General features: G+C 33.1%; 19 protein-coding genes. 15 read left to right on the top strand and 4 right to left on the bottom strand.

Annotated features, from left to right (window positions below):
- Positions 1 to 107 precede the first annotated feature (107 nt).
- From ABNT22_RS02255 to ABNT22_RS02240, 4 genes are all read left to right on the top strand, one after another.
- Complete coding sequence (locus ABNT22_RS02255; protein WP_348716048.1) at positions 108 to 2,462, top strand: TonB-dependent receptor; 2,355 nt, start codon at positions 108 to 110, stop codon at positions 2,460 to 2,462.
- Positions 2,463 to 2,942, top strand: coding sequence for a thioredoxin family protein (locus ABNT22_RS02250; RefSeq protein WP_348716045.1), 480 nt, complete (start codon positions 2,463 to 2,465; stop codon positions 2,940 to 2,942). It abuts the gene before it with no gap.
- Positions 2,943 to 3,372: 430 nt separating this feature from the next.
- Positions 3,373 to 6,192, top strand: coding sequence for a TonB-dependent receptor (locus ABNT22_RS02245; RefSeq protein ID WP_348716043.1), 2,820 nt, complete (start codon positions 3,373 to 3,375; stop codon positions 6,190 to 6,192).
- 31 nt (positions 6,193 to 6,223) lie between these two features.
- The gene (locus ABNT22_RS02240) at positions 6,224 to 7,420 is read left to right on the top strand and encodes a multidrug transporter (protein ID WP_348716040.1); all 1,197 of its coding nucleotides are present in this window, start codon (positions 6,224 to 6,226) and stop codon (positions 7,418 to 7,420) included.
- A 149-nt stretch (positions 7,421 to 7,569) separates the two neighbouring features.
- Here the strand turns inward: ABNT22_RS02240 and ABNT22_RS02235 are convergent, their stop codons facing one another.
- Positions 7,570 to 8,631, bottom strand: coding sequence for a zinc metalloprotease (locus ABNT22_RS02235; RefSeq protein ID WP_348716037.1), 1,062 nt, complete (start codon positions 8,629 to 8,631; stop codon positions 7,570 to 7,572).
- Positions 8,632 to 9,041: 410 nt separating this feature from the next.
- Positions 9,042 to 10,253, bottom strand: coding sequence for a cysteine desulfurase (locus tag ABNT22_RS02230; RefSeq protein WP_348716035.1), 1,212 nt, complete (start codon positions 10,251 to 10,253; stop codon positions 9,042 to 9,044).
- Between the two features lie 136 nt (positions 10,254 to 10,389).
- On the opposite strand from ABNT22_RS02230, the gene ABNT22_RS02225 reads away from it, so the two are divergent.
- Together ABNT22_RS02225 and ABNT22_RS02220 are read left to right on the top strand one after the other, a co-directional pair.
- Positions 10,390 to 11,727: a serine hydrolase gene (locus ABNT22_RS02225; protein WP_348716033.1), complete on the top strand. Its 1,338-nt coding sequence runs from the start codon at positions 10,390 to 10,392 to the stop codon at positions 11,725 to 11,727.
- Positions 11,728 to 11,729: 2 nt separating this feature from the next.
- Positions 11,730 to 12,074, top strand: coding sequence for an SdpI family protein (locus ABNT22_RS02220; RefSeq protein WP_348716030.1), 345 nt, complete (start codon positions 11,730 to 11,732; stop codon positions 12,072 to 12,074).
- Here ABNT22_RS02220 and ABNT22_RS02215 read toward each other — a convergent pair whose 3' ends face one another.
- Positions 12,075 to 12,752, bottom strand: coding sequence for an SCO family protein (locus tag ABNT22_RS02215; protein WP_348716028.1), 678 nt, complete (start codon positions 12,750 to 12,752; stop codon positions 12,075 to 12,077). It lies immediately after the preceding gene.
- 163 nt (positions 12,753 to 12,915) lie between these two features.
- On the opposite strand from ABNT22_RS02215, the gene rseP reads away from it, so the two are divergent.
- The 9 genes from rseP to ABNT22_RS02170 all read left to right on the top strand — a co-directional run bounded on the left by rseP (position 12,916) and on the right by ABNT22_RS02170 (position 22,831).
- Positions 12,916 to 14,262, top strand: a complete 1,347-nt coding sequence (gene rseP, locus ABNT22_RS02210; protein ID WP_348716025.1) for an RIP metalloprotease RseP — start codon at positions 12,916 to 12,918, stop codon at positions 14,260 to 14,262.
- Between the two features lie 64 nt (positions 14,263 to 14,326).
- Positions 14,327 to 14,893 (top strand): uracil-DNA glycosylase family protein, encoded by a 567-nt coding sequence (locus tag ABNT22_RS02205; RefSeq protein ID WP_348716023.1) that lies wholly within the window; start codon positions 14,327 to 14,329, stop codon positions 14,891 to 14,893.
- Positions 14,894 to 15,212: 319 nt separating this feature from the next.
- On the top strand, positions 15,213 to 17,630 hold the full coding sequence (locus ABNT22_RS02200; protein ID WP_348716020.1) for an outer membrane beta-barrel family protein: 2,418 nt from the start codon (positions 15,213 to 15,215) through the stop codon (positions 17,628 to 17,630).
- A gap of 96 nt (positions 17,631 to 17,726) precedes the next feature.
- Positions 17,727 to 17,939 carry a hypothetical protein gene (locus tag ABNT22_RS02195; RefSeq protein ID WP_348716017.1) on the top strand — a complete coding sequence of 71 codons (213 nt, stop codon included), beginning with the start codon at positions 17,727 to 17,729 and terminating at the stop codon, positions 17,937 to 17,939.
- An 81-nt stretch (positions 17,940 to 18,020) separates the two neighbouring features.
- Entirely contained in the window at positions 18,021 to 19,280 is a 1,260-nt protein-coding gene (locus ABNT22_RS02190; protein ID WP_348716014.1) for a radical SAM protein, read from the top strand.
- Positions 19,277 to 20,131 (top strand): hypothetical protein, encoded by an 855-nt coding sequence (locus tag ABNT22_RS02185; protein WP_348716011.1) that lies wholly within the window; start codon positions 19,277 to 19,279, stop codon positions 20,129 to 20,131. The genes ABNT22_RS02190 and ABNT22_RS02185 overlap by 4 nt, the downstream gene beginning before the upstream one ends.
- Before the next feature lie 3 nt (positions 20,132 to 20,134).
- On the top strand, positions 20,135 to 21,019 hold the full coding sequence (locus ABNT22_RS02180; protein ID WP_348716009.1) for a hypothetical protein: 885 nt from the start codon (positions 20,135 to 20,137) through the stop codon (positions 21,017 to 21,019).
- A 17-nt stretch (positions 21,020 to 21,036) separates the two neighbouring features.
- Positions 21,037 to 21,918 carry a hypothetical protein gene (locus ABNT22_RS02175; protein WP_348716006.1) on the top strand — a complete coding sequence of 294 codons (882 nt, stop codon included), beginning with the start codon at positions 21,037 to 21,039 and terminating at the stop codon, positions 21,916 to 21,918.
- Between the two features lie 28 nt (positions 21,919 to 21,946).
- Positions 21,947 to 22,831 (top strand): hypothetical protein, encoded by an 885-nt coding sequence (locus tag ABNT22_RS02170; protein WP_348716004.1) that lies wholly within the window; start codon positions 21,947 to 21,949, stop codon positions 22,829 to 22,831.
- Positions 22,832 to 22,834: 3 nt separating this feature from the next.
- Here ABNT22_RS02170 and polA read toward each other — a convergent pair whose 3' ends face one another.
- Positions 22,835 to 25,654, bottom strand: coding sequence for a DNA polymerase I (polA, locus tag ABNT22_RS02165; RefSeq protein WP_348716002.1), 2,820 nt, complete (start codon positions 25,652 to 25,654; stop codon positions 22,835 to 22,837).
- Positions 25,655 to 25,733: the final 79 nt, after the last annotated feature.

Genomic DNA, 25,733 nt, shown 5'->3' with positions numbered 1-25,733 from the left:
ACTAAAAATTTATTTACCTTTGCAGAAAACAAATAAAAAAACAATATGTAATTTATTATTGCAACTTAGTTGCGTTAAAGATATATTTGCATAAAATTTAATTTATAATGAGAACACCAATCGCGCTTTTCATATTTTTATTTTCACAAATAATTTATACTGGTTTTAGTCAAACCATTTCAGGAAAAGTTACCTCTAATAGCAAACCAATTCCATTCGCTTCTGTTTATGTAAAAGACGGAACTCAGGGAGTAACCACAAACGAAGATGGATCTTATAAATTAAATGTTCCTTCTGGTAAAATTATGATTGAAGTAAGTTCACAAGGATTCAGAAAGATTTCTAAAGAAGTTACTGCTACATCTAATGAACAAATCAACCTAAACTTTGAATTATTTGAAGATGTATTAGGTTTAGACGAAGTTGTAATTAGCGCCACTAGAAGTAGAGTAGAACGTAAAAAAACTCCTGTGGTAGTATCAACCATAAAGCCACGATTGTTAACCGCTACACAATCTGCTTCTATGGCAGATGGGTTGAATTACGCTCCTGGAGTTCGTGTTGAAACCAACTGTCAAAATTGTGGATTTACTCAGGTCCGTTTAAATGGATTGGATGGAGGATATACCCAAGTTTTATTAAACAGTAGACCTGTTTTCACCTCATTAATTGGAGTATATGGCTTAGAACAAATCCCTACTAATATTATTGAACGTATTGAAGTAGTTCGTAGTGGAGGGTCGGCTTTATATGGTTCAAGTGCTATTGCAGGAACTGTAAACGTAATTACAAAAGACCCTGTTTTAAATACTTGGGAAATAGGTTCTAACTTTGCCTTTATTGATGGTAAAAAACTTGATAGAACATTAACATTTAACACTTCTGTAGTTGCTGATGATTTGAATAGCGGAATTTCGTTGTTTGGAATGAACAGAAACCGTCAAAGTTTTGACGCTAATGGTGATGGTTTTACTGAACTAGTAGAATTGAAAAATACTACTGTAGGCGCAAAGGCTTTTATAAAACCAACTGAAAAAAGCAGAATATCCGTAAACTTAAATTCTATAAAAGAACACAGACGTGGTGGAGATAAATTAAATCTTGCCCCTCAATTCACAGATATTACTGAAGAATTAGATCACGATACTTTTATTGGTGGTGCAGATTATGAAGTGTACAGCAAAGATGATTCGAGCAAATTCCAAATTTACACCTCAGCATCTTACACAGATCGTGGTAGTTATTATGGCGGACTTGGTGGTGGAAGAACAGCACAGGATAGTATTTTGGCTAATAATGCTTTTGGAACAACTAAAGATTTGGCTTGGGTAAATGGTTTACAATACACTAAATCTTTTAAAAACAAAGATGTTTTAACTGTTGGTACTGAATACAATTTCACTTCAACTGAAGATGAAATTGCCGGTTACAATCGCCTGGTAGATCAATCAGTAAAATCATTTGGTGTTTACGGACAATATGAATGGAAACCCTCTGAAAAATTTACAGCATTGTTTGGCGCTCGTTTAGACAATGTAAACGTGGATGGAAGTTATACCGTTGGAGCTATTGCTAGAAACGTAAACGTGAGTCAAACAACTTTATCTCCAAGATTAACGGTTTCTTATCAATTTACAGACGCCTTGAAATTTCGAGGTGGTTACGCAAGAGGTTTTAGAGCTCCACAAGCATTTAATGAAGATGTTCACATCTCTAGTGTCGGTGGTGAACCTCAATTTGTTATTCTTTCTGAAAATTTAAAAACAGAATTTTCGAATGCCTTTACAGGTTCTTTAAACTATTCTAAAAACATTAACTTACTACAATTAGACTTTTTACTAGAAGGGTTCTATACCACACTAGAAGATCCTTTCACTTTAGTAAGTACAGGCTCAACATTAGCGAATGGTTCTATTGTTGAAGAAGTAAGAAATGGTTCTGGAGCTAAAGTTTATGGAGCTAATTTTGAATTTGGAATTTCTCCAAATCCAAAATGGCAATTTCAATTAGGAGGTACTTTGCAAGCATCAAAGTACGATGAACCACAAGTTTTATTTGAAACAGATGGAACTCCTGGAGAGTCGGATATTATTGTTGACGAATTTGTAAGAAACCCGAATTTTTATGGATACATAAATACCTCTTGGATTCCAAGTGAAAAATTCAATATAGATCTTACAGGAACCTACACAGGAGAAATGACTGTTCCTAGAGTAATAAGTGACACAGGGTTCTTAAAACTAAATGAAGTAGGTAATTTCTTTGATTTAAATCTAAAATTAGAATCGCACCTTGACTTCAGTGATAATTTTATGACAACTATTTCTGCAGGGGTAAAAAATATGTTCAATGCATATCAGGATGATTTTGACACTGGTGCAACTAGAGATTCTGACTATATTTACGGACCAAATGCTCCAAGAACATTTTTTATTGGCATAAAGTTTGGTAAATTTCACTAAATGAAACCTAGTAAATATAACATAGTATTCTTCTTAATCTTTGGTTACTTTACTTTTACTGCAACCGGACAACAAAAAGTCAACTGGATTTCTTTTGAACAACTGGATGACTCCTTAGCTGTAAAACCCAAAAAAGTATTCATTTCATTTTTTGCCGATTGGTGTACCTACTGTAAAAAAATGAATAGGGTTGCTTTTAAGAATCCCGAAGTAATCGCCGTTTTAAATTCAGAGTATTATGCCGTTAAAATGGATTCTGAAACCAAAAAACCTATCGAATTTGAAGGAAGAGCTTACACCAATGATCAAGTTGGTAAAAACCGAAATCCAATTCATCAAATTCCGTTACTATTAGCTTCCAGAAAGAATAGACCCTTCTCATTACCAGCAACAGTAATTTTGGATAAAACTTTTAAAGTAACCCAACGTCACTTTGAATATTTATCTACCAAAAAAATATTAAAAATTTTAAAAAAATAAACACCTCTGTACTTCGGTACAGAGGTTTGTTTTTTACAAGCTATTTAGCCTACTTCTAGTAAAAACTTACTTTTTAAACAAACAACCCTAGCTTAACTTCTTTCTAATTTAAAAACCACAACATTCATTGTAACATCCTTATAAAATACAAATATGTACTTACAAGCAATCACACTCACAAACAATAAATTAACACGAAATTTCGACAATTACACTCATCTAAAAACCTAGTAATATCAAGGCATACAGCATTTTCTAACTCCTAAAATTAAGAGAAATACGTCCTATCACTTAACATTAAAGAAACAAAAAAGACACTACTTAACATTAAGTAAACATTCTAATAATACAAGTATAATTTATCTCTAACATTAGCTTTACACAGTAATTTGAATTTTGCCTCGAATTAAACAGAACTCAAATTATTCTAATGAAAAAAATATTATTTATAACTCTTTTTTGCTTTACAAGCTTCGTCTTTTCACAAAGCAAAGGAACCGTAGCGGGGACGGTTACCGACAAAGAGTTGAATAACGAACCATTACCTTTCGCTAATGTTTTTATAAAAGGAACAACTATTGGAGGGACCACTGATATTGATGGTAAATATACCCTTTCAGCACCAGAAGGAAACCAAACAATTGTTTTCAGCTTTGTAGGTTACCAAACTATTGAAAAACAAATCATAGTTAAAGCAAATGAAACTTTAGTAGTAGATCAGGTTTTAGGAGCTAGCGAGGGAGTTGCTTTAGACGAGGTAGAGATTAAAGCTTCTACAAGTAAGGATAAAGCAAGCGCTTTATTACTAGAACAAAAGAAAGCAGTCGTTATCAAAGAAAGTATTGGAGCTGAAGAATTATCTAACAAAGGTATTTCTGATGCTGCTGGTGCCGTTTCCAAAATCTCTGGTGTTTCTAAACAAGAAGGTTCAAGTAATGTATATGTACGTGGATTAGGTGATAGATACCTAAATACTACAATGAACGGACTTTCATTACCATCTAACGATGTTGCAAAGAAAAACATCGACCTAAACTTATTCCCTTCTGATATCATTCAAAATGTATCTATCAGTAAAGCATACTCTTCTACTTTCTATGGGGATTTTGCCGCTGGTAATATTGATGTTTCATCTAAAGAATATAAAGGAAACGGATTTGTAGAGATAAACTTAGGGTCTGGAGCTAACACTAGAGCTATGGGTGAAGATTTCAAGAAAAGCGAAGGAACTGGAAACTTCGGATACTACAATCGCTTCAGAAACAATCCTTATGCTATCGTTTTATCACATGGTGTAGATCCAGTAAACGCAGGAAGCCCTATCAATAACTCAATTGGAATCAATGCTGGAAAATCTTTTGATTTTAAAGATGGATCACGATTAAGCTTATTCGGAACTGCTTCTTTTAGCAGAGATTTCGAATATAGAGAAGGGCCATTAGTAGATTATACGAACGTATTTAAAAAACAATTTCCTAACTCACAAGAGTACGAGTACTCAACTTCAACTACTGCTATGTTAAGTGCTTTATATCGTATTAACAGCAACAACAAATTGAAGTATACTTCATTATTCTTAAATAGCTCTAGTGATCAAGTTGGATATTACGGATATAAAGGTTTAGGTAAAAACAGAGACGCTTTAATTGATACTGATCAAGGTTTTTATCAAATGAATGTTCAGTACAATCAAGATTTAGTTTTTGTAAATCAATTAACAGGTGAGCACAAGTTTGAAGACAATAAGTTCAAACTTACTTGGGGAGTTGGATACAACAACGTATTCGCTCATGAACCAGATAGAAAAAGAATTAGTATGGAAAATTTCCATCTAGCTTTAGATAACGACCCTAACACGAACCCTGTATTCTTTACGAACAACTCTTTTGACAACCAACGTTATTTCCAAAAGATTATTGACGAAGAGTTAAACAGTAGAATTAATTTGGCTTACCAAACTTCTGAAAATCTTACCTTAAACTTTGGTTATAACGGAAGAATTAAAGAAAGAAGTTTTGAAAACATTCGTTACGGATACGACATCTTAGATAGTAGATTTGAAATTACTGATGTAAACAATTTAGATGCTATTTTCAATATTGATAATGCACAGATCTTTAGAAATCAAACGGGAAAAATATTCAGATTAGATGTATTCAGAACTATTCCTAGCTACACAGGAACTAATATTGTAAGTGTGCCTGGAATCAATGAAAATACTTATAATGGTGAATTAAGAATACATGCTGGTTACGCTTCTGCTGAAATTAAATTTGGTGAGCAATGGACTGTTGTACCAGGGGTTAGAATAGAGTCTTTTAATCAACAAGTAGATTACAACGTAATTAACATTAACCCAAGCGATCCTGGATCTAGAAGTGTATCGGAAACATTCTTCTTACCAAACTTAAACATTAAGTACGCTCTTAAAGAGGATCAAAATTTACGTTTTACGTTTAGCAACACTGTGTCTGTTCCAGAATTTAAAGAGGTAGCTCCATTTATCTACGAAGGAATTGGACAAAGAGTTGCTGGTAACCCTAACTTATTAGACGACCCATCATTTTCTAGAATCTTCAATTTAGATTTAAAATATGAATGGTTTGTTTCAAGAGATGAGTTATTATCGATTGGTGTATTTGGAAAACAAATTAATGACCCTATCAACTTAGTTGCAGAAAGTAGTGCTGCGGGTAACCAACGTTATTTCAGAACTAGTAACAAGGCAACTGTTATTGGTGTAGAACTAGAAGCTCGTAAAAATTTAATCCAAAACGAAGATGAAGAAACGCAACTTTCTGCTGGATTCAACTTCACCTACATGCATACAGAGCAAGATTTGATTAGAAATATCTCAGGAGGACAATCGCAATTTACTACTTCTTTTAACAGAGATAGTGATGAATTACAAGGAGCATCTCCATTCTTAATCAATGCAAATATTAACTATAGTCCAACCCATTATAAAAACTATAAACCAATTGCTTCATTAGTATTCTCTTATTTCTCAGATAGAATAGATGCTTTAGGAGCTGGACAATTAGGAAATGTAATTGAAAAAGGAGTACCAACTTTAGATTTTATTTGGAAGAATAAAATTGGAGAAAAATGGGAAATCAATTTAAATGCAAGAAACTTATTAGATCCATCTATAGAAAGAGTAAGAGAAAATACTTCTATTGGAGATGTAACCTTATCAAAATATAAAAGAGGTACAAACTTAGGATTAGGACTGAAATACAAATTTTAATTAACAAACATAGAACATAAACTTTAAAACAATGAAAAATAATTTATTATTAGGATTAGCTATAGCTGCGTCGATTTTCACTTCTTGTGGAGACAATGATACTGCTGATATCATTATTACTGACAACAGCGTTACTAATAACAATAACGGAGGTGGAACTAACCCTACACCTTGCGAAGTAGAGTTAAAAGGAAATTATACTTCTGATTTATCTTTAGACCCTACTAAATGTTACACAATTACTGGTCCAACTATTTTTGAGAACGGTACAACATTAACTATCCCAGCAGGAACTACTATTAAAGCTGCTGCAACAGGTGCTGATGTTTATTTAGCAATTGCTCAAGGAGCTAAGATTATGGCTGAAGGAACTTCTTCTCAACCAATTATCTTTACTTCTGCTGCAACAACTCCAAACGCTGGAGACTGGGGAGGATTAATCTTATTAGGTAAAGCTCCTATTAACTCTGTTGCTGGTGGTACTGCTACTTCTACTTCAGAAATTGCAAGTTTACCATACGGTGGAAATGTTGCGAACGATAACTCAGGAATTTTACGTTATGTACGTGTTGAATATTCTGGAGGTAAAGCTGATGGTCAATCTGAGAACAATGGATTTTCTTTCTACGGTGTTGGTAACTTAACAACTATTGAATACATCCAAATGTTTGAAGGGAAGGATGACGGAGTTGAGTTCTTTGGTGGAACAGTAAACGTAAGCAATGTATCTGTTGTAAACGCTCAAGATGATTCTATCGACTGGACTGAAGGATATACTGGTACAATTACAGATGCTTATGTAAAGCACGGGACTGACCATGATAAAGGAATTGAAGCTGATGGGTACAATACTGATATAGGAAACTTATCAAGCCCTAAGTATTTCTCTAAGCCAACAGTAACTAACTTAACTATTGTTGGATTAGGATCTGGAACTGGAAACGAAGCTATCCGTTTAAGAGCTGGTACTCAAGGAATCTTTACAAATGTTTTACTTGATGGATTCGCAGAAGGATTTGATTTAGATGGAGATGCTACAGATAACCCAACAGGAGCTGGAGTTACTTCAGGAGATTTAAAAGCAACGGACGTAAAGTTTGAAGATGTAACTACAAACGTTAAAAACGATACAGGAGTAGCTTTTCCAACTGCTGATTTCTTAACTGAGAATGCAAGTGCTACTGGTACTGACTATGCTACTTGGGGAGCTGGATGGACTAGACAATAAACAACATACAACACAACTAACATTAAACGACCAAGCAAATGCTTGGTCGTTTGTTTTTATCTAAAAACATATTCACTAACTTACTTAGTAAAAGGAAAAAAGAGCTGCACTAAAGACAGCTCTTTTTCTATATCTATAATAATAATTTATTAGTTAAGCATAGAAGCTCTAGCTCCTCCTGGTTGGAAGATAGCTCTCATTCTAGATTTTTGACCTTCTGAGAACATAGACATACAAGCATCATTTGTGTAGTCCATATAGTTCATTGTCATATCGTTTGAACGACAGTTTACTGTAGGATAAGAAGGACATCCGTAGTTAGGCGCATCAGAAGAAGGAGTATCTGCTACGAAATCATCTTGACGACATCTTCCGTCTCCCCAAATGTGACGTAAGTTTAAGTAGTGTCCAACTTCGTGAGTCATTGTACGACCACCGTTAAATGGAGCCTCTACATATCCTGTAGTTCCAAAGTATTGAGGTGCACATACTACACCATCAGTAGCTAAAGAACCTCCTGGGAATTGTGCATATCCTAAAATTCCTCCTCCAATATTAGCAACCCAAATGTTTAAGTGAGTTTCTGGAGTTACTGGTGGATACGCTTGCTTTACAGCATTGTTTGTTCCCCATGAAGAAGTTGAGTTTGCGTGTCTGAAAGTACCTGCTAACGTAAATGTAATCTCAGAATCAGCTGCAACTCCTGCAAATTCAGCTGGAGTATTATTAGCGTCAGAATTTTGCTTTCTAAAGTCATCATTTAAAACTCTCATTTGAGATGCGATTTGAGCATCACTAATATTTTGTTGAGAGTTGCTGTACACCACATGCACATAAACTGGAATATTAATAACACCTAAGTTATCAGTAGTTCCACCACCACCGCCGGTACCTCCACCGCCAGTGTTTCCACCACCATTTCCATTTCCATTACCACCTTTCTTGGCAGCAATAAATTTACGAGTAGCGTATTCTACGTCATACATCTTTTTGTATAACCCTGGATTTTCTTTGATTTGCCTATTTAAAACTTGCATTGACTGACATTGTGAGTTTCCTCTACTCTTGTCTGATTCCTCATAACTTACCGAAAAATCGCTCATGTCGATAGCGACTTCTTGCACGTCAATAGCATCATTGTCTTTTGAGTTTTCTTGGCAACCTACCAAAACTCCAGCTGCAACAGCTAGTGTTAAAAAAATTCTTTTCATGTTGTAAAAATTAAAATATAGTTAATACTTAACCACCTTACCGTAGGCAGTAATAATTTTTGCAAAAAAAACACCAGCTTAACTTTTTAGTTGAGTAATAGTTAAAGAATTATCATATTGATAATTTTTGAAGGGTTTTTTTAACGATTTGCAATATATAACTTTTTTGTGTTGACAAAAATTTTTTAACAAATTCCAATTTCCTCAATAAAAACAGTAGGCGAGCTAGCATTTCACCCTAAATCAACTTTGTAAAAATTTAACAAAAACATCAAAAAAACGTCAAATTTTAACAAAAACTTTTGAAAAAATATCAATTTCACTCATTAAAACCCATCATATTAAAAACAAAATAGCCTTTCTAAAAAACGCTTTAGAAAGGCTACTTGAAAATAGAGTTTATAAATTGTTTACGACAGCATCATCTGTGCTCTTTTTACCGCTTTTACTAGTTCATCTACCTCTTCTAAGGTATTATAAAAAGTAAACGATGCTCTTATTGTACCTGGAATACAGAAAAAATCCATAATTGGCTGTGCGCAATGGTGTCCTGTTCTAACCGCTATACCAAGTTTATCTAAAATTGCTCCAACATCATAGGGGTGAATTCCTTCTAAATTAAATGAGATTACTGAAGTTTTATTTGAAGTACCATAAATCTTCAATCCTTCTATTTTCTCTAATTCTTCTGTTGCATATTGCAACAATTTGTCTTCTTGAGTAGCAATAGCTTCAAAACCTATTTCATTCATATAGTCTACCGCCACTCCAAAGGCAATACCTCCACAAATATTCGGCGTACCAGCTTCAAACTTATGTGGCAATCCTGCGTATGTTGTTTTTTCAAAGGTTACTGTTTCTATCATTTCTCCTCCACCCTGGTACGGAGGTAACATATTTAACAGTTCTTCTTTACCATACAATAACCCAACTCCCGTAGGCCCACACATTTTATGCGCTGAAGCTACATAGAAATCAACATCCAACTCTTGAACATCTGGTTTTACGTGAGGGCATGCTTGTGCTCCATCAATTAACACATAAGCGCCAAATTTATGAGCTGCATGTATCAATTCTTCTATTGGGTTTATCACTCCCAAAGCATTTGACACATGGTTACAAAAAACTAGTTTTGTTTTATTATTCAATAGCTCATGGTACACTCCCATTTGTAAAGATCCATCTTCATTTATTGGTATTACCTTTAATACAGCACCTGTTTTCTCACATAGCATTTGCCATGGAACAATATTAGAATGATGCTCTAAAGCCGATACTATAATTTCATCACCTTCTTTTAAAATTGCAGCAAATCCAGATGCTACAATATTAATACTATGTGTAGTACCAGAGGTTAAAATAATTTCATAGGGATGCTTTGCATTAAAATGTTTTTGAATCTTAATTCGAGCTTCTTCATATTTATCAGTTGCTTCTTGACTTAACGTATGTACTCCTCTATGAATATTTGCATTGTAGTTTGTATAATAATCTACAATAGCGTCTATAACCACTTGCGGTGTTTGAGAGGTAGCACCATTATCAAGATATACCAAAGGTTTTCCGTGAACTTTTCTATTTAAAATTGGAAAATCTGCACGAATCTTTTTTATATCAAACATACATTCATAAAATTTACAACAAAGGTAGGGCTTGTATCTCAAACCAACAATCATCCATTACATATTCCTAATTTATTTAATAGAGTTTTTACACAGTAGTATTCTGATTTTCTTACATTTGCTCAAAAAATCCTCCATGAAGCTTTTAAAAAGATTTTTAGTACTACTTGTAGTTGTTATTATAATTGCTTTTTCATACAATTATCCAAAATTAAACATCCTTGCAGGATACTCTGCAAAAAACACTGCCTCTTCTGTTTTTTTAGCAGGTAGAAGTTTGAGTTATACCGATCATAACGACAATAACTTCTCTCCTATTAATTTAACCTCTGACGAAATTAATGCATCAGAAAAATATGCTACAGGTTCTGTATATGGACTTTTAACAAGAAAGGCTGTTTACAGAGAAGGTTTAGGAGCTGTTTTGGTTTCTTCTGATTTCGATGTCAATCAAAAATTTTTAGTACCTCAAAGAGCCGTTCCTGATAATACAACACCTTTTCCTTATGGAAATGCACCACAAAAAGACACTGTTTTTAGCAATGTTGATTACAAGAAATTAAATACTGTAATGGACACGCTATTTAATGAGAAAAACAAAACTAGAGCCGCAGTTGTTGTATATAAAAACCAAATCATTGCAGAAAGATACGCTGACAGCTTAGATAAAGATTCAAAACTTCTTGGTTGGTCTATGACCAAAAGTATTACCAGTACGTTATATGGAATTTTACAATGCCAAGGAAAAATTAATGTTCATGATAAAGCTCCTATCAAAGAATGGAGTAACGACGAAAGAAAAAACATTACCATTCATAACTTATTACAAATGAATTCTGGTTTGGAATGGGAAGAAGATTACAACACCATTTCAGATGTAACCAAGATGCTCTTCTTAGAAAAAGACATGACCAAAAGTCAAATTGATAAACCTCTGATTGGGAAGCCTAATGAAACTTGGAATTACTCTTCAGGAACCACAAATTTACTTTCTGGAATTTTACGCAAACAGTTTAATACACATCAAGAATATTTAGATTTTTGGTATACTTCCTTAATCGACAAAATAGGAATGAACTCAATGCTTATTGAAACCGATATGAGTGGAAATTATGTGGGATCTTCTTATGCTTGGGCAACACCAAGAGATTGGGCTAAATTTGGCCTTTTGTATTTAAACAAGGGAGCATGGAATGGAGAACATTTATTTGATAAAGATTGGGTTGACTATGCAACTACACCAACTCCGGGGTCAAGTAATTCTGTAGATGGTGGTTATGGTGCTCAAATTTGGTTAAACACTGGAGGGAAATACCCAGATGTTCCTAAAAACATGTTTTCTTTTAATGGCTACAAGGGACAAAATGTATTCATTTTTCCAGAGCACGACTTGGTTGTTGTACGCATGAGTTTAAGTAAAAATGCAGATGTCAATCAAATTTTAAGCGGTATCTTAGCATCCATTAAAAACTAATTATGGAGTCTATTTATTACGTACTTTCTGTGAACGGTGTTCTTTTTTTGTTCAGCTTAATTTTTTATTTTTTCCCTCCAAAAAAGATAAATTCTATTTACGGGTATCGTACTAATAAAACGATGAGTAACGAAACTATTTGGAAATTTGCAAACAGCTTTTTTATCAAGCAATTTTTAGTTTATTCAGCAATTTCATTAGTTGCTTCTTTGGCCTTAGCATACTTTGGTAAAGAAATTACGTGGCAACCAATGGCAATTATGATTTTATCATTAGCGGTTTCAGTGATTAAAACCGAGCAAGAATTGAATAAGAATTTTGATAGCGACGGAAATAAACTGAAATAATTATTTTGCGTATTCTTCTTTTAGCAAGGTAATATCGTCAATTATTTTCTGCATATTTTCTTTCTTAGTTCCATCATAAACACCACGAATACGGCGGTCTTTATCTATTAAAACAAAATTCTCCGTATGTACCCAATCATTTGCTCCTCCATCACCTTCATCTAAGGTAGCAAAGTAATGCTTACGCGCTAAGTTATAAATATGCTTTTTGTCTCCAGTAGTAACATTCCATTTACCATCAATAACTCCTTTCTCATTGGCATATTTACGTAATTGCGGAACACTATCCATTACAGGAGTTACAGAATGCGATAAAAACATAACCTCATCGTCATTTTTATAATGCTCTTGAAGCTCAGTCATATTATAAGCCATTAAAATACAAATGGTTTGACAACGGGTAAAAAAGAAGTCAGCAACATAAATCTTCCCATCATAATCGGCATTCGTAACAGTTTCTCCGTTTTGATTTATTAAAGAAAAGTCTCCAATAGTATGGTTCTTTGTTTTATTTCTAACAGAAGCATCAACTAATTTGGGGTTGATATCTGCAGGATTATATATTGGTAGTTTAGTATCTGCTTTAACTAAATGATAAAACACAGGAATACCAACTGCTGTAAATACTAACAAAAAGATTATTGTACTTTTAGATTTTTTAAAGAATTTTAAATCCACTTCTTTCAAATTTTACACAAAAATACGACTAAAAAACAGGGGAATACGGCTCATTTCTTAAAAAGTTTGTTAAATCAATCGCCTAACTAAACTTCAAACTTTTAGAACTCTTTTGAAAAACGTACATTTGTCAGATTTTAAAACTCAGACATAAAGTACCCATATGGAGATATTAATAAAAGCATCACAATTCATCTTAAGTTTATCGCTATTAATTGTGCTACACGAATTAGGACATTTTATTCCCGCTAAGCTCTTTAAAACCAAAGTAGAAAAGTTCTATTTATTCTTTGACTACAAGTTTTCTTTATTCAAAAAGAAAATAGGTGAAACTGTTTATGGTATTGGATGGATTCCTCTAGGAGGATATGTGAAAATTGCTGGTATGATTGATGAAAGCATGGATACTGAGCAAATGAAAGAAGAACCTAAACCTTGGGAATTTAGATCTAAACCGGCATGGCAACGTTTAATTATTATGTTAGGTGGAGTATTTGTAAATTTCGTGCTAGGTATTTTAATCTACATCTGTTTAATGTGGGCTTATGGTGAAAAGTTTTTACCAAACGAAAGTTTAAAAGATGGAGTTTGGGTACAAGACCAACTTGGAAAAGATTTAGGATTACAAACAGGTGATAAAATACTAACTATTGATGGTAATAAAATTGAAAAATTTAGAGAATTACCTTTAGAGTTCATCAATGGTAATAGTTACACAATAGAAAGAAACGGAGAAACTCTTACTAAAGAGATTCCTAATGATTTCATCTCTCAATTAGTAGATAGAGGTAAAGATGCTGGGGCTTTTATTACACCTAGATATCCTTTTATTATTGCGGCAGTTGAAAAAGACTCTATTAACGCGAACGCGAACATACAGCCAAAAGATATTGTAGTGGCAATTAACGGACAACAAATCTCTTATTACGATCAGGCCAAGCCTATGCTACAAACATTAAAGGGACAAGACGTTACACTTACTTTAAAAAGACAAAACCAAGATGTAGAAATACCTGCTAAAGTATCAAACCATGGTAATCTTGGTGTACGTTGGGGAGCTGTATCATTAAAAGATTTGGAAAAATTAGGATACTACCAATTAGCAGAAAAATCATATTCTTTTGGAGAAGCGATTCCTGCTGGTACAAATAAAGCATGGACTACCTTGACGAGCTACATAAAACAAATGAAAAAAATCTTTAATCCAAGTACTGGTGCTTATAAAGGACTTGGAGGATTTATTTCTATTGGAAGTATCTTCCCTTCAGAATTTAGCTGGGAAACTTTCTGGAATATTACGGCGTTTTTATCAATAATGTTAGGTTTTATGAACTTATTACCTATTCCTGCTTTAGATGGTGGACATGTTATGTTTACTTTATGGGAAATGATTACAGGTAAAAAGCCTAGCGATAAGTTTTTAGAATATGCACAAGTTACCGGATTTGTGTTATTATTGGCGCTATTACTATTTGCTAATGGTAATGATATATTTAGACTATTTAAATAAGTATCGTTTATATACATTTAAAAAAAGCATCGTTTAGGCGATGCTTTTTTTGTACTTTAATTCCATGGAAAAATTACTCGCTGATATTCGTTCCTGTACAATTTGTTTAGAACACATAGCACCTAGACCTGTTGTATATGCAAGCCCTAATTCTAAAATTATCATTATTGGTCAGGCGCCAGGAACAAAAGTTCATGCCTCGGGAATACCATGGGATGATGCAAGCGGAAAACAGTTAAGAAAATGGCTTAATGTAACCAACGAACAATTTTACAACACGGAACTGTTTGGAATTATCCCTATGGGGTTTTGCTATCCAGGAAAAGGAAAGAGTGGTGATTTACCCCCTAGAAAAGAATGTGCTCCTGAATGGCACGCCAAACTTTTTAACGAATTAAAAAATGTTGAGCTGGTTTTATTAATCGGAATGTATGCACAAAACTATTATTTAAAGGACCGAGCCAAAAGAACATTGACTGAAACCGTTAACAATTACCCTTTATACTTACCCAAGTACTTTGTACTACCGCATCCTTCTCCCAGAAATAGATTTTGGCTAACAAAAAACCCATGGTTCGAACAAGAAGTTATTCCAGAATTACAAAACAAAGTACAAAAAATTCTACCTTAACTTTTTCATACATTTCTTTGTAAAGAAGTTCTTTCGACTACACTAAAGAGTAAAATTTATATCAATTGTTTTTATCTCTTAGGAAGTATAGTAATTTTATTGTAAGTTAGTACCGAAAAGAATAAGTTATAGTAAATTATTTTTTTGTTTGAGTCCCCCAAAAAAATGCTTTTCACTATACTATCATACAATACACTACACAAGTAAAACACTTGATGTATCTTTTATTGTAAATAGTGTAAAAATCAAGATTTTCTTTTGGTCGGATTCAAAACCTAAAACAGTATTAATCGTTTTAAATTTTGATATCAAAAATTGCATGAAAAGAGTAATCTTTGCTTTTATTTTAATCGTTCTTTTTTGTGAAACAGCCTTTGCTCAATACACCTTAAAAGGAAAGGTTACCGATACATATAACAATCCACTTTCCGACGTATTTATAAGTCTTAAAAAAGATAGTCTTTTAATAAAAAACCTATTAACCGATAGTTTAGGTCACTATAAAATAGATCGTCTAAAAAAAGGCAACTACTCATTAAGTTTTTATCATGTAGCTTTTAATGATTCAATTGTTTCTATAAAGCTATCTAGCAATAAAACTTTCAACTTTCAATTTAAAGAGAACACCAAATTAGCAACAGTTGAAATCAATGCGAACAAAAGTATTATTGAAAGAAAAACAGACAGACTTCGTTTTAACATTGCTAATTCTGATTTAATAATAGGAAGTAGCGTATGGGAAACAATTAACAGAACCCCATTTGTTTCTACTTCTGAAGGAGGTAATATAGAAATTGCAGGAACACAGGGAGTTATTGTATATATAAACAACAGAAAAAAAAGACTTTCTGGAGTTGCTTTAATGAACTATTTAAAGAGTCTTCCTGCAGACAATTTAGAAGCCATAGAAGTTATTACAACACCCTCTAGTAGATTTGAAGCAGAAGGAGGAGCGGGAATATTAAATATTATTACAAAGAAAAACAAAGAAGAAGGGCTTCTTGGAAATGCCAGTCTCAGTGCTCGTAAAACTAGGGTGTTTTCTGAAGCAGGAAGTGTATATTTAAATTACAGAAAATCTAATTGGAACCTCTACTCTACTTCCTATGTAAGCAATAGAGAACGAAACACTTCTTTCGAAAAAGATATTTTCTACCATCATCTAGACCCTTCTAGTATTCAAACCAGGTTTATTGATAGAGAAAACAGTATGAAAACTTTGTACTCTGGAACAAACATTGGAATAGATTATAATATTAACAAAAATCATATTCTGGGTGTGTTTCTTGAGTATTCAGGATCTGATGAAGAGCAAGATAGAAATGCTCATAGTTTAGATACTTATATAGCAACCGATTCTTTAGCAATTACCACAAATGACGATACTCAGAAAAATCATAATTATTCCGTCAATCTGAATTATGTAGGAAAATTAGGCAAGAATGGAGAACGCCTATCTGTTGATGCAGACTATCTAAAATTTACTTCAGACAATTTCAGTGTAAGTAAGACTAACTTACTTTCAAATGTTACTCCTGCTACAGTTTTATATACCAGAGATTGGTTTCGAAATACAACACTTCAAAAAGTAACGAATAAAACCATAAAAATAGATTTTACACTTCCTATCAATAAAAAACTCACTTTCGAAACAGGAGTAAAATTTTCTTTTTCTGAAAATCATAACGATTTGAAATTTGAAAACAGAACGGCCGATTTATTAGGTTGGGAAAATGACCTACAGAGAAGTAATTTATTTCAATATGATGAAAATATCCATGCTTTTTACGCGCTCATAAATCACAAAATTAATAAGACTTGGTCTTATCAAATAGGTAGTAGAATAGAAAACACTGTTGCTAAAGGATATCTTGAAAACAATCAAGTAGTAGATAGAAATTATGTAAACTTCTTCCCAACGGCGTTTTTAAAATTTGCTCCAAACAAAAAGAACAGCTACGTATTATCAATTTCAAGCAGAATTACACGTCCGAGTTTTTGGGATGTAAACCCTTTTAGAGAATATACAACCGATAAAACTTATTTTGAAGGAAACCCATTTTTAAATCCTTCAAGATATTATCGTCAAGAACTTAGCTATACTAGAAGTATTGGTAAAGTAAGACTTACTTCCCAAATTGGAGCTAGCCAAACTCTTGATGAATTTTATGCGCTTCCGTTTAATTCAGAAGAAGACATTATTGTTAATAGAAAAACAAATTACGGAAACAAATATGCCTATTTCGTAAGTACTGCACTCTCTGCAAGAGTAAAACCTTGGTGGCGAATTAACTCTTCTTCTCTTCTTGGACATATTCAAACAACGGGAAGCTACGCAAACAACAACGTATCTATCAATAGTAAAACACTTTTATTCAATTTGGCATTGAATCAAATGATAATGATTTCTAAAGAGAAAGGACTCTCTTTAACTATTTATACAAAAAACACCTTTCCGGTTACCATTGTAAATACAGAGATTGGAAATCGTTTAGAAACAGAGCTAGCACTCAGAAAAAACATAGGAAACTTTAATATCTCATTATCAGCTAGAGACATTTTTAGAAGTAACAAAGACCGATACAATATCAATGTAGGTGGCATCAAAATAAATGACACTAATTATCATGACACTCAAAGTGTAGCTCTTGCAATACGCTATGCATTTGGAAAGACAACAGTAAAAAACCAACGTTATAGAAGTACAGGAAATAGTGATATTCAAAGGCGACTATAACAAACATATAAAAGAGTTTCATTTACACCAAAATGAAGGGCAATTGCCATGTCCTAACTGATGGCATTATTTTATAACTTTTAAATTTTTTCAACCATGGAAAAAAAATCAAAAATCGCTTCAAATTTGAAGGAAAAAGAAGTTTTAACTAAAACTTTACAAGATTTTAATGACGACAAGTTAGACCTTTACAAAGCCATCTTTGGTAAAAGAGGTCCAGGATCGTGTGCTGTAGTTGCAATCAGCCTACAAAATGAAAGAGTTTCTGCTTACGACAAGCATGATACTTTCTTACAAGCAGCACTTTAATATTATGAGTTAATATTAAAATGTTCACTAGATAATCTTTTTTACAAAGGTTATCTAGTTTTCCTAACAAAAACTAAATCTATGTATAAAGTATCTTCTTTTGTTTTAAAAATTGCCAGTAGATGCAACTTAAATTGCTCCTACTGCTACATGTACAATATGGGTGATTCAACGTATTTAAATCAACCAAAATTTATGTCTTTAGACACGATAACTGAGTTTGCAGAAAAGCTAAAAAACTATTGTGAAAAGGCAGATATTAAATACGTTCAAATTGTGTTTCATGGAGGAGAACCCCTCCTTTTAAAACCTGATTATTTTGAAAGTTGTGTTTCCATTTTTAAAAATACAGCTCCCAATTTAGAATTCAATTTCACAGTACAAACAAACGGAGTAACCCTAGATGAAAAATGGTATACTTTATTACAAAAAAATGATATTTCTGTGGGTATTAGTATTGACGGACCTAAAAAATATCATGATGAATATCGAGTTTTTCATAATGGAAAAGGCTCTTACACTAAAGTAGCTAAAGCCATAGAACTCGGAAAAAATTACAACCTTATGGGACTTCTGTTAGTAGTTAATATTAACATTCCTGTACAGGAACTTTACCATGAGGTTAAAAATTTAGGAGTGGAAAGAGTAAACCTATTACTCCCAGATGGTCATTATGACCAAGCTCCGTTAGGGCTCAATACAGAAAAAGCAAACGACATCAACTATACTCCATACGCTGATTGGTTCATAGAATTATATAAAATATGGAAGGATGATAAGGACCGACCAGGAATTTATTTCTTCGAATCCCTTGTGAAAATGGTTGTGGGAGTTGAAGGCATAGGAAATCAACTCATAGGAAAACAAACCAATGGTGTTATCGTATTAGAAACCGATGGTAGCATTGAAGTTGTAGATTCTTTAAGAGCTTGTTTTGAAGGCATTACTAGAAATGAAATTAACATTCATACAAATACCATTGAAGATTTATTTGAAAATGAAACTTTTCAAATTTATTATAAAGCCCATGATAACGTATGTGAACAATGCCTGAATTGTCCTGTATATGATATTTGTGGTGGAGGGTTTTTAGGACATCGATATTCTTTTGAAAATGGCTTTAATAATCCAACTATGTATTGTAAAGATATGGTTCGATTGATTTCTTTTATTCAAAACGATATTATAGACTCGCTACCTCAAGAAACTCTGGATCAGTTAAATATTGAAACCTTGACTTATGAAAACATTATCAGTGATTTCAACACCAGTAATGTCTTAAAAATAAATAACGAAGTACAGAAAAAATTATACTCATTTAAAAAAGAAGTGGAGGTATGAAGTTAGTAAAAGGCATAGATATTTTCGGAGGCATACCTAATATTCAAAACCAATTACAAGTAAATAGCTCTGGGGTGCATACAGCAGAGACTCGTAACGGAATTCAATATGATGCTAATTCTTATATTCCAAAACACGATTGGAGATCTCTTTCAAAAGAAGAAACAAAACTGTTGGTAAATAACACCACACAATTTTCTAATTACAGTAAAAGCCTATACATTGGTGAAATACCTCACAATTTAAAAAAGCTATTTACATCTCTTGGTTTAGAAAACTGTAAGCATCCAGATGAAGTATATCCTGCTTTTGAAAAGAACAAGGAACTTGTTAAAAAAATAAATGAAGAGCTCCATTTCTTCTTAGAAAACTCTTCTTCAACCAAAGATTACAAATTTCATCGCATTACGCGAGCAATGCCAAATAGAGAAACCATTACATGCCACTATATTGATGATGCCTTTATTTATATCGGTTTACACATAGATCAAAGTAGACCTTTTAAGGTACATACCGCGTATAAATCTGGCAATAGAATATCTATAAACCTCAGTAATGAATCGCGAACCTTACTATTTACCAACCTTACCTTAATTCAAGCATACAACTTATTAAGTCAAAAAATTGATGTTAAAAAAACGGAATTATCCCCTAACAACATCACTCAATATTTCTTTAAATATTTCCCGGACTACCCAGTAATTAAAATGGAAATAAAACCTTATCAGTTTTACGTAGCTCCAACAGATAATTTTTTCCATGATGCTTCGACATACGGAAACAAAGAAATTGACATGACTATTGTATATACAGGGTTATTTGATCAACTTCCACAATTATCAAAAGTATAGCATATGAAAATTATTAACGGAATACAATTGCACAGCTCTACAGAAGCAATATACGATGATATCAGAATCAATTCTGGAACAACTCACCATACTAATCAGGAAAAAAGTCGTGTAAACTACCTAGATTGGAACTTTGTTCCTAAGTATGAAAATGACGCATATGTAGTAAAAAGAGATTGGAGAAAACTATCTCTTGAAGAAATTACTACTATAAAATCAAAACCAAATCATTCTAGAAATTATTACAACACCATATATATTGGAGACATCCCCGAGAACTTAAAAACAATTTTCCAGGAGCTTAAATTCCAAGAATCTGTACACCCTGATGATGTGGTTTTAAAAATGACACATCAAAAAGAGCTTACTTTGAAGTTAAGTAACTACATGCAATCGTATTTGACCGATTTTGCAAACGACCTCCCTTTTCATTTTCATTTTGTTGGAGCTAATCTTCCAAATGTAGACATGGTTGCTTGCGATACCACAGTGCTTCCTGAAGGATTCACAGAAGAAGACAAAAAGTATATGGGAATTCATAACGATGGAGCTGAACCAACCTCTATTCATGGGTCATATAAATCCGGAAATCGATTCACTATAAACCTTGGAGCAGAAACGCGCTATTTCTTATATGTAAACCTTTCTCTAACACAAGCATATAACATGCTAAAAAAAGAAAAAAACATTCCGAGAGATTCAATTAACTTAGCTAACATTGCTAAACTATTCTTTAAGCATTTTCCCGATTATCCTGTAATCAAAATCCCTCAAAAACCATATCAATATTACATTGCTCCTACCGATCATTGTTTTCATGATGGCTCTACCTACGGAATGGAGAATTTAGATGTAATAATGATCTATTTTGGAAAGTTTCAATACTAAACTTAAAAAACAGCACTATGGAAATTAAACGACAATTAATGATTCACAACACACTTCCTGAGGGAGCTAATGCTATAACTATTAATTCTGGAACACTGCATCATACAGATCAAGAAGCTGCCTTGGTAAATTATTTAGATGAACAATTTGTTCCTGAATATGTAGACCATGCTTATGTAAATAAAAGAGACTGGAGACAACTTACTGTAAAAGAATTAGATTTATTAGAACCTGATGAAAGTAGAAATGACTTTAATACAGTATATCTAGGAACAATTCCTGAAGACTTAAAAAACTGTTTTCAAAAATTACAATTAGAAGAAAGCTTAGATCGTGAACAGGTTTTTGAAAAACTAGGAACCAATCCAGATCTAGTGCTTCAAGCAACACAGCTACTAGACAATTTTTTAGCGCCTATTTCCAATCAAAAAAAATTCGATTTTCATTGTGTTGGAGTTAACTATCCAAATGTAGAATTGGTTGCCTGCAATACTACAATGTTGCCTGAAGGCTATAAGCAAGGTGATAAGAAATTCTTAGGAATACATAATGATGGTACCCAATTAATGACTATAGAAACCGCTCATGAATTTGGGAATAGAATAAGTATTAATCTTGGAAAAGATTCTCGTTATTTCTTATTTGTAAACCTTTCTTTAACGGAAGCACATACCATGCTGAAAGAGAAAATGAATCCAGAGGAATTGAAAGAAGTAAACATCTCTACAATACCAGAATACTTCTTTAAACACTTTCCAGATTACCCAGTAATTAGAATAGAACAAAAACCTTATCAGTACTATATTGCTCCTACAGATAATTGTTTTCATGATGGTTCTACTTTAGGAGCAAAACATTTAGATGTGTGTATCGTCTATTTTGGAAATTTTCAATATTAAAAATCAACTAACCAAACTTTTAAATAATATGGAAAATCTAATACAAATGAAAAAAGGAATTGGCATTCACAGTAGACTGTCAGATTCTTTTGAGACGATGCACATTAACTCTGGGGTAATACATCATTCTCAACATAAAGGAAGTGAAGTAAGCTATGAACACTATTCTTTTTTGCCTCTATATATTGATGAAGCTTATATTCCAAAAAGAGACTGGAAAGCATTAAATAATGATGAAAAAAGAATTCTAAATCCAAATACGGAGTTAAAAGACCACAATCATATTTACCTCGGTGAATTACCACAAAAAGTAAAAGATCTTTTTACAAAAATTGACTTTAGTTCTTGTAAAAACAGAGAAGATGTAATGGCTTCTTTCGCAAAAGACCAAGAATTAACCATGGCTTTGAATATCGAACTCAACAACTTTCTAGCAACGATTGCCAACAGCAAACCCTTTCATTTACATTGCATTACTACCAATTTACCAAATGTAGAAATGGTGGCATGTGATATTACCAGGTTACCAGATAACTTTACTGTTGAAGAAAAGAAATATATGGGGCTTCACAATGATGGAACTCAGTTTATGACACTGCACACAACACACAAGTTTGGTAATAGAATTTGTATCAACATAGGAACTGAAACACGTCATTTTTTATACATGAATCTTTCTATGATTCAAGTGTATAACATGTTAAAGAAAAAAACAGATATTACTAAAGTGACTGTATACAATGTTGCAGAAACATTTTTTAAATATTTCCCTGATTATCCTGTTGTAAAAATAAAACAAGAACCATATCAATATTACATCGCACCAACAGACAACTGCTTTCATGATGGTTCAACACTTGGAAATAAAGAATTGGATATTAATATGGTTTATTTTGGAAACTTTACGCATTAGAAATTAATGCGCCTCTAACCAGTTTTGACCAATTCCCATTTCAACATCTAATGGAACGCTCATTTTAAATGCGCCTTCCATTTCTTCTTTGATAATAGGTTTTATAATCTCTAACTCATCTTTATGTGCATCAAATACCAATTCATCATGCACTTGTAATAACATTTTAGATTTGAAATTCTCTTGTTCAAATCGTTTATGAATGTTAATCATAGCCAATTTAATAATATCGGCTGCCGAACCTTGTATTGGGGCATTTACAGCATTTCGTTCAGCCGCTCCGCGTACAATAGCATTTCTAGAATTGATATCTTTCAGATACCTACGACGATTTAAAACGGTTTCTACATATCCATTGTCACGAGCAAAATCTACTTGCTTAGACATATAAGCTTTTAACTTCGGATACGTTTCATAGTAGGCATCTATCAAGGCCTTAGCTTCTTTTCTTGTTAAGTTTGTTTGATTACTTAATCCAAAAGCAGACACTCCATAGATAATTCCAAAGTTTACCGTTTTTGCATTGCTACGTTGTTCACGAGTTACCTCATCGATAGCTACATCAAATACTTTTGCTGCGGTAGAAGCATGAATATCTTCACCTTCTTGGAAAGCTTTAATCATGTTTTCTTCTTCACTCAGCGCTGCAATAATACGTAGTTCTATTTGAGAATAATCTGCTGCTAACAGCACATGGTTTTCATCTCTAGGAATAAACGCTTTACGCACCTCCTGTCCTCTTTTTGTACGAATTGGAATGTTTTGTAAGTTCGGATTATTCGAACTTAAACGTCCTGTAGCTGCCACCGCTTGTGCATATACCGTATGAACTCTTCCCGTTTTAGGATTTATTTCATTTGGTAAAGCATCTACATACGTACTTTGTAATTTTTTATACTGACGATACTCTAAGATATCTGAAACAATCTGATGTTCTTTTAAACTAGACAATACGTCTTCTGCAGTAGAATACTGTCCTGTTTTCGTCTTTTTAGGTTTGTCTACCAGTTTCAATTTTTCAAATAAGACAGGTCCTAATTGCTTTGGTGATGCTATATTGAATTCTTCACCTGCCTGCTCATAAATATTCTTTTCAAGTTTTGCTATATCTTCCGTCAATTCTTTCGATAAAGACTTTAAAAATTCTGTATCTAAGTTGACTCCTTCAATTTCCATTGCTGTCAATACAGATACCAATGGTGTTTCTACATCATTGAATAATTCGGTAACATTCCCACTTGATAATTCCTTTGTAAAATGCTCTTTTAACTGCAAAGTTACATCGGCATCTTCAACGGCATATTCTGTTTGCTTAGGCAATTCAACTTGTCGCATAGACAATTGATTTTTCCCCTTTTTACCTATCAATTCAGTAATCGAAACAGGTTGATAGTTCAAATAGGTTTCTGAAAGTACATCCATATTATGGCGCATATCTGGATTAATCAAATAATGTGCAATCATTGTATCAAATAACTTACCCTTTACAGGCATATGGTAATTTGACAATACCTTAATATCATACTTTAAGTTATGTCCTATCTTTTCTATAGATTCGTTCTCAAAGAATGGTCTAAACTCTTCTAATAGCTCTTGAGTTTCTTCTTGATTTTCTGGAAAGGCAACATAATATCCCTTCCCTTCTTCCCAAGAAAAAGCAATTCCAATCAACTCAACTTCTAAAGCTTTCAAACCTGTTGTTTCCGTATCAAAACAAACAGAAGTTTGCTGCATTAACTTTGTCAAGAGTAATTTTCTTGATACAGGTGTATCAACTAATTGATAAAAATGACGGGTGTTTTCAATAGTTTTAAATCCACTTATTTGAGTTTCTTCTGTTACATTACCTCCACCGGGTGCTGCGAACAAATCAAACTGTCCTTCTTTATTTACTCCACTTGTTGTTTTCTTTGGTGTTGCAGTTGTTTCTTCTGTTGCTACTGAAAAAGTTTTTAATAAGTTATCGGTTAACCTACGAAACTCTAGTTCTGTGAAAATTGTTTTGGTTGCTTCAATATTTGGTTGCTCCATTACTAGTTTATCTAGCTCTAACTCAACAGGAACATCCAACATAATTGTTGCTAATTTCTTTGAAAGTAATCCTAATTCTTGATTGGCTTCAACTTTCTCTTTCATCTTTCCTTTCAGTTCATGAATGTTTTCAAACAAACCTTCCATAGAACCATAAGCTGCTAAGAACTTTTTAGCGGTTTTTTCACCTACTCCTGGTAAGCCAGGAATATTATCTACAGAGTCTCCCATCATTCCTAAAAAGTCGATAACTTGTTCAGGTCTTTCTACTCCAAACTTCTCTTTTACCTCTTCTACTCCCCATTTTTCATAACCATTCCCCATTCGTGGTGGACGGTACATGAAAGTAGTCTCAGAAACTAGCTGCGCATAATCTTTATCGGGGGTAACCATATAGGTTTCTAAATCTTCCTTTTCTGCTTTTTTTGCTAATGTTCCAATAATATCATCTGCCTCATACCCTTCTTTTACAATTGCAGGAATATTCATTGCTTCTAATATCTGCTCTATATATGGTACTGCCACGCGGATTGCCTCTGGAGTTTCTTGTCTATTTGCTTTGTAAGCCTCAAACATTTCCACACGATCAACACTTCCCCCTTTATCAAAACATACTGCAAGATAATCAGGCTTTTCTCGTTTGATAACATCCAGTAAAGAATTGGTAAATCCCAAAATAGCAGAAGTATCTACTCCTTTAGAATTGATTCTTGGATTTTTAATAAACGCATAATATCCTCTAAAAATTAATGCATAAGCATCTAATAAGAATAGCCTTTTTTTACCTGACATTTGATCTGTTTTTAAGTGATGACAAGGTACAAAACTTTAACATGATGTTAAAAATTGATTTTTAGGAATCGACGTATCT

It is taken from the genome of Tenacibaculum sp. 190130A14a (assembly GCF_964048965.1).
Lineage (GTDB): Bacteria > Bacteroidota > Bacteroidia > Flavobacteriales > Flavobacteriaceae > Polaribacter > Polaribacter polynesiense.
This window is presented reverse-complemented; position numbering and strand designations above follow the sequence as displayed.

What these genes read in the sequence shown, in the direction of transcription:
- ABNT22_RS02245 (WP_348716043.1), top strand. Translation starts at nt 3,373, where the DNA reads ATGAAAAAAATATTATTTATAACTCTTTTTTGCTTTACAAGCTTCGTC.
- ABNT22_RS02185 (WP_348716011.1), top strand. Translation starts at nt 19,277, where the DNA reads ATGAAGTTAGTAAAAGGCATAGATATTTTCGGAGGCATACCTAATATT.
- ABNT22_RS02200 (WP_348716020.1), top strand. Translation starts at nt 15,213, where the DNA reads ATGAAAAGAGTAATCTTTGCTTTTATTTTAATCGTTCTTTTTTGTGAA.
- ABNT22_RS02240 (WP_348716040.1), top strand. Translation starts at nt 6,224, where the DNA reads ATGAAAAATAATTTATTATTAGGATTAGCTATAGCTGCGTCGATTTTC.
- ABNT22_RS02250 (WP_348716045.1), top strand. Translation starts at nt 2,463, where the DNA reads ATGAAACCTAGTAAATATAACATAGTATTCTTCTTAATCTTTGGTTAC.
- ABNT22_RS02180 (WP_348716009.1), top strand. Translation starts at nt 20,135, where the DNA reads ATGAAAATTATTAACGGAATACAATTGCACAGCTCTACAGAAGCAATA.
- ABNT22_RS02225 (WP_348716033.1), top strand. Translation starts at nt 10,390, where the DNA reads ATGAAGCTTTTAAAAAGATTTTTAGTACTACTTGTAGTTGTTATTATA.
- ABNT22_RS02190 (WP_348716014.1), top strand. Translation starts at nt 18,021, where the DNA reads ATGTATAAAGTATCTTCTTTTGTTTTAAAAATTGCCAGTAGATGCAAC.
- ABNT22_RS02205 (WP_348716023.1), top strand. Translation starts at nt 14,327, where the DNA reads ATGGAAAAATTACTCGCTGATATTCGTTCCTGTACAATTTGTTTAGAA.
- ABNT22_RS02220 (WP_348716030.1), top strand. Translation starts at nt 11,730, where the DNA reads ATGGAGTCTATTTATTACGTACTTTCTGTGAACGGTGTTCTTTTTTTG.
- ABNT22_RS02230 (WP_348716035.1), bottom strand. Translation starts at nt 10,253, where the DNA reads ATGTTTGATATAAAAAAGATTCGTGCAGATTTTCCAATTTTAAATAGA.
- polA (WP_348716002.1), bottom strand. Translation starts at nt 25,654, where the DNA reads ATGTCAGGTAAAAAAAGGCTATTCTTATTAGATGCTTATGCATTAATT.
- ABNT22_RS02170 (WP_348716004.1), top strand. Translation starts at nt 21,947, where the DNA reads ATGGAAAATCTAATACAAATGAAAAAAGGAATTGGCATTCACAGTAGA.
- ABNT22_RS02235 (WP_348716037.1), bottom strand. Translation starts at nt 8,631, where the DNA reads ATGAAAAGAATTTTTTTAACACTAGCTGTTGCAGCTGGAGTTTTGGTA.
- rseP (WP_348716025.1), top strand. Translation starts at nt 12,916, where the DNA reads ATGGAGATATTAATAAAAGCATCACAATTCATCTTAAGTTTATCGCTA.
- ABNT22_RS02175 (WP_348716006.1), top strand. Translation starts at nt 21,037, where the DNA reads ATGGAAATTAAACGACAATTAATGATTCACAACACACTTCCTGAGGGA.
- ABNT22_RS02195 (WP_348716017.1), top strand. Translation starts at nt 17,727, where the DNA reads ATGGAAAAAAAATCAAAAATCGCTTCAAATTTGAAGGAAAAAGAAGTT.
- ABNT22_RS02255 (WP_348716048.1), top strand. Translation starts at nt 108, where the DNA reads ATGAGAACACCAATCGCGCTTTTCATATTTTTATTTTCACAAATAATT.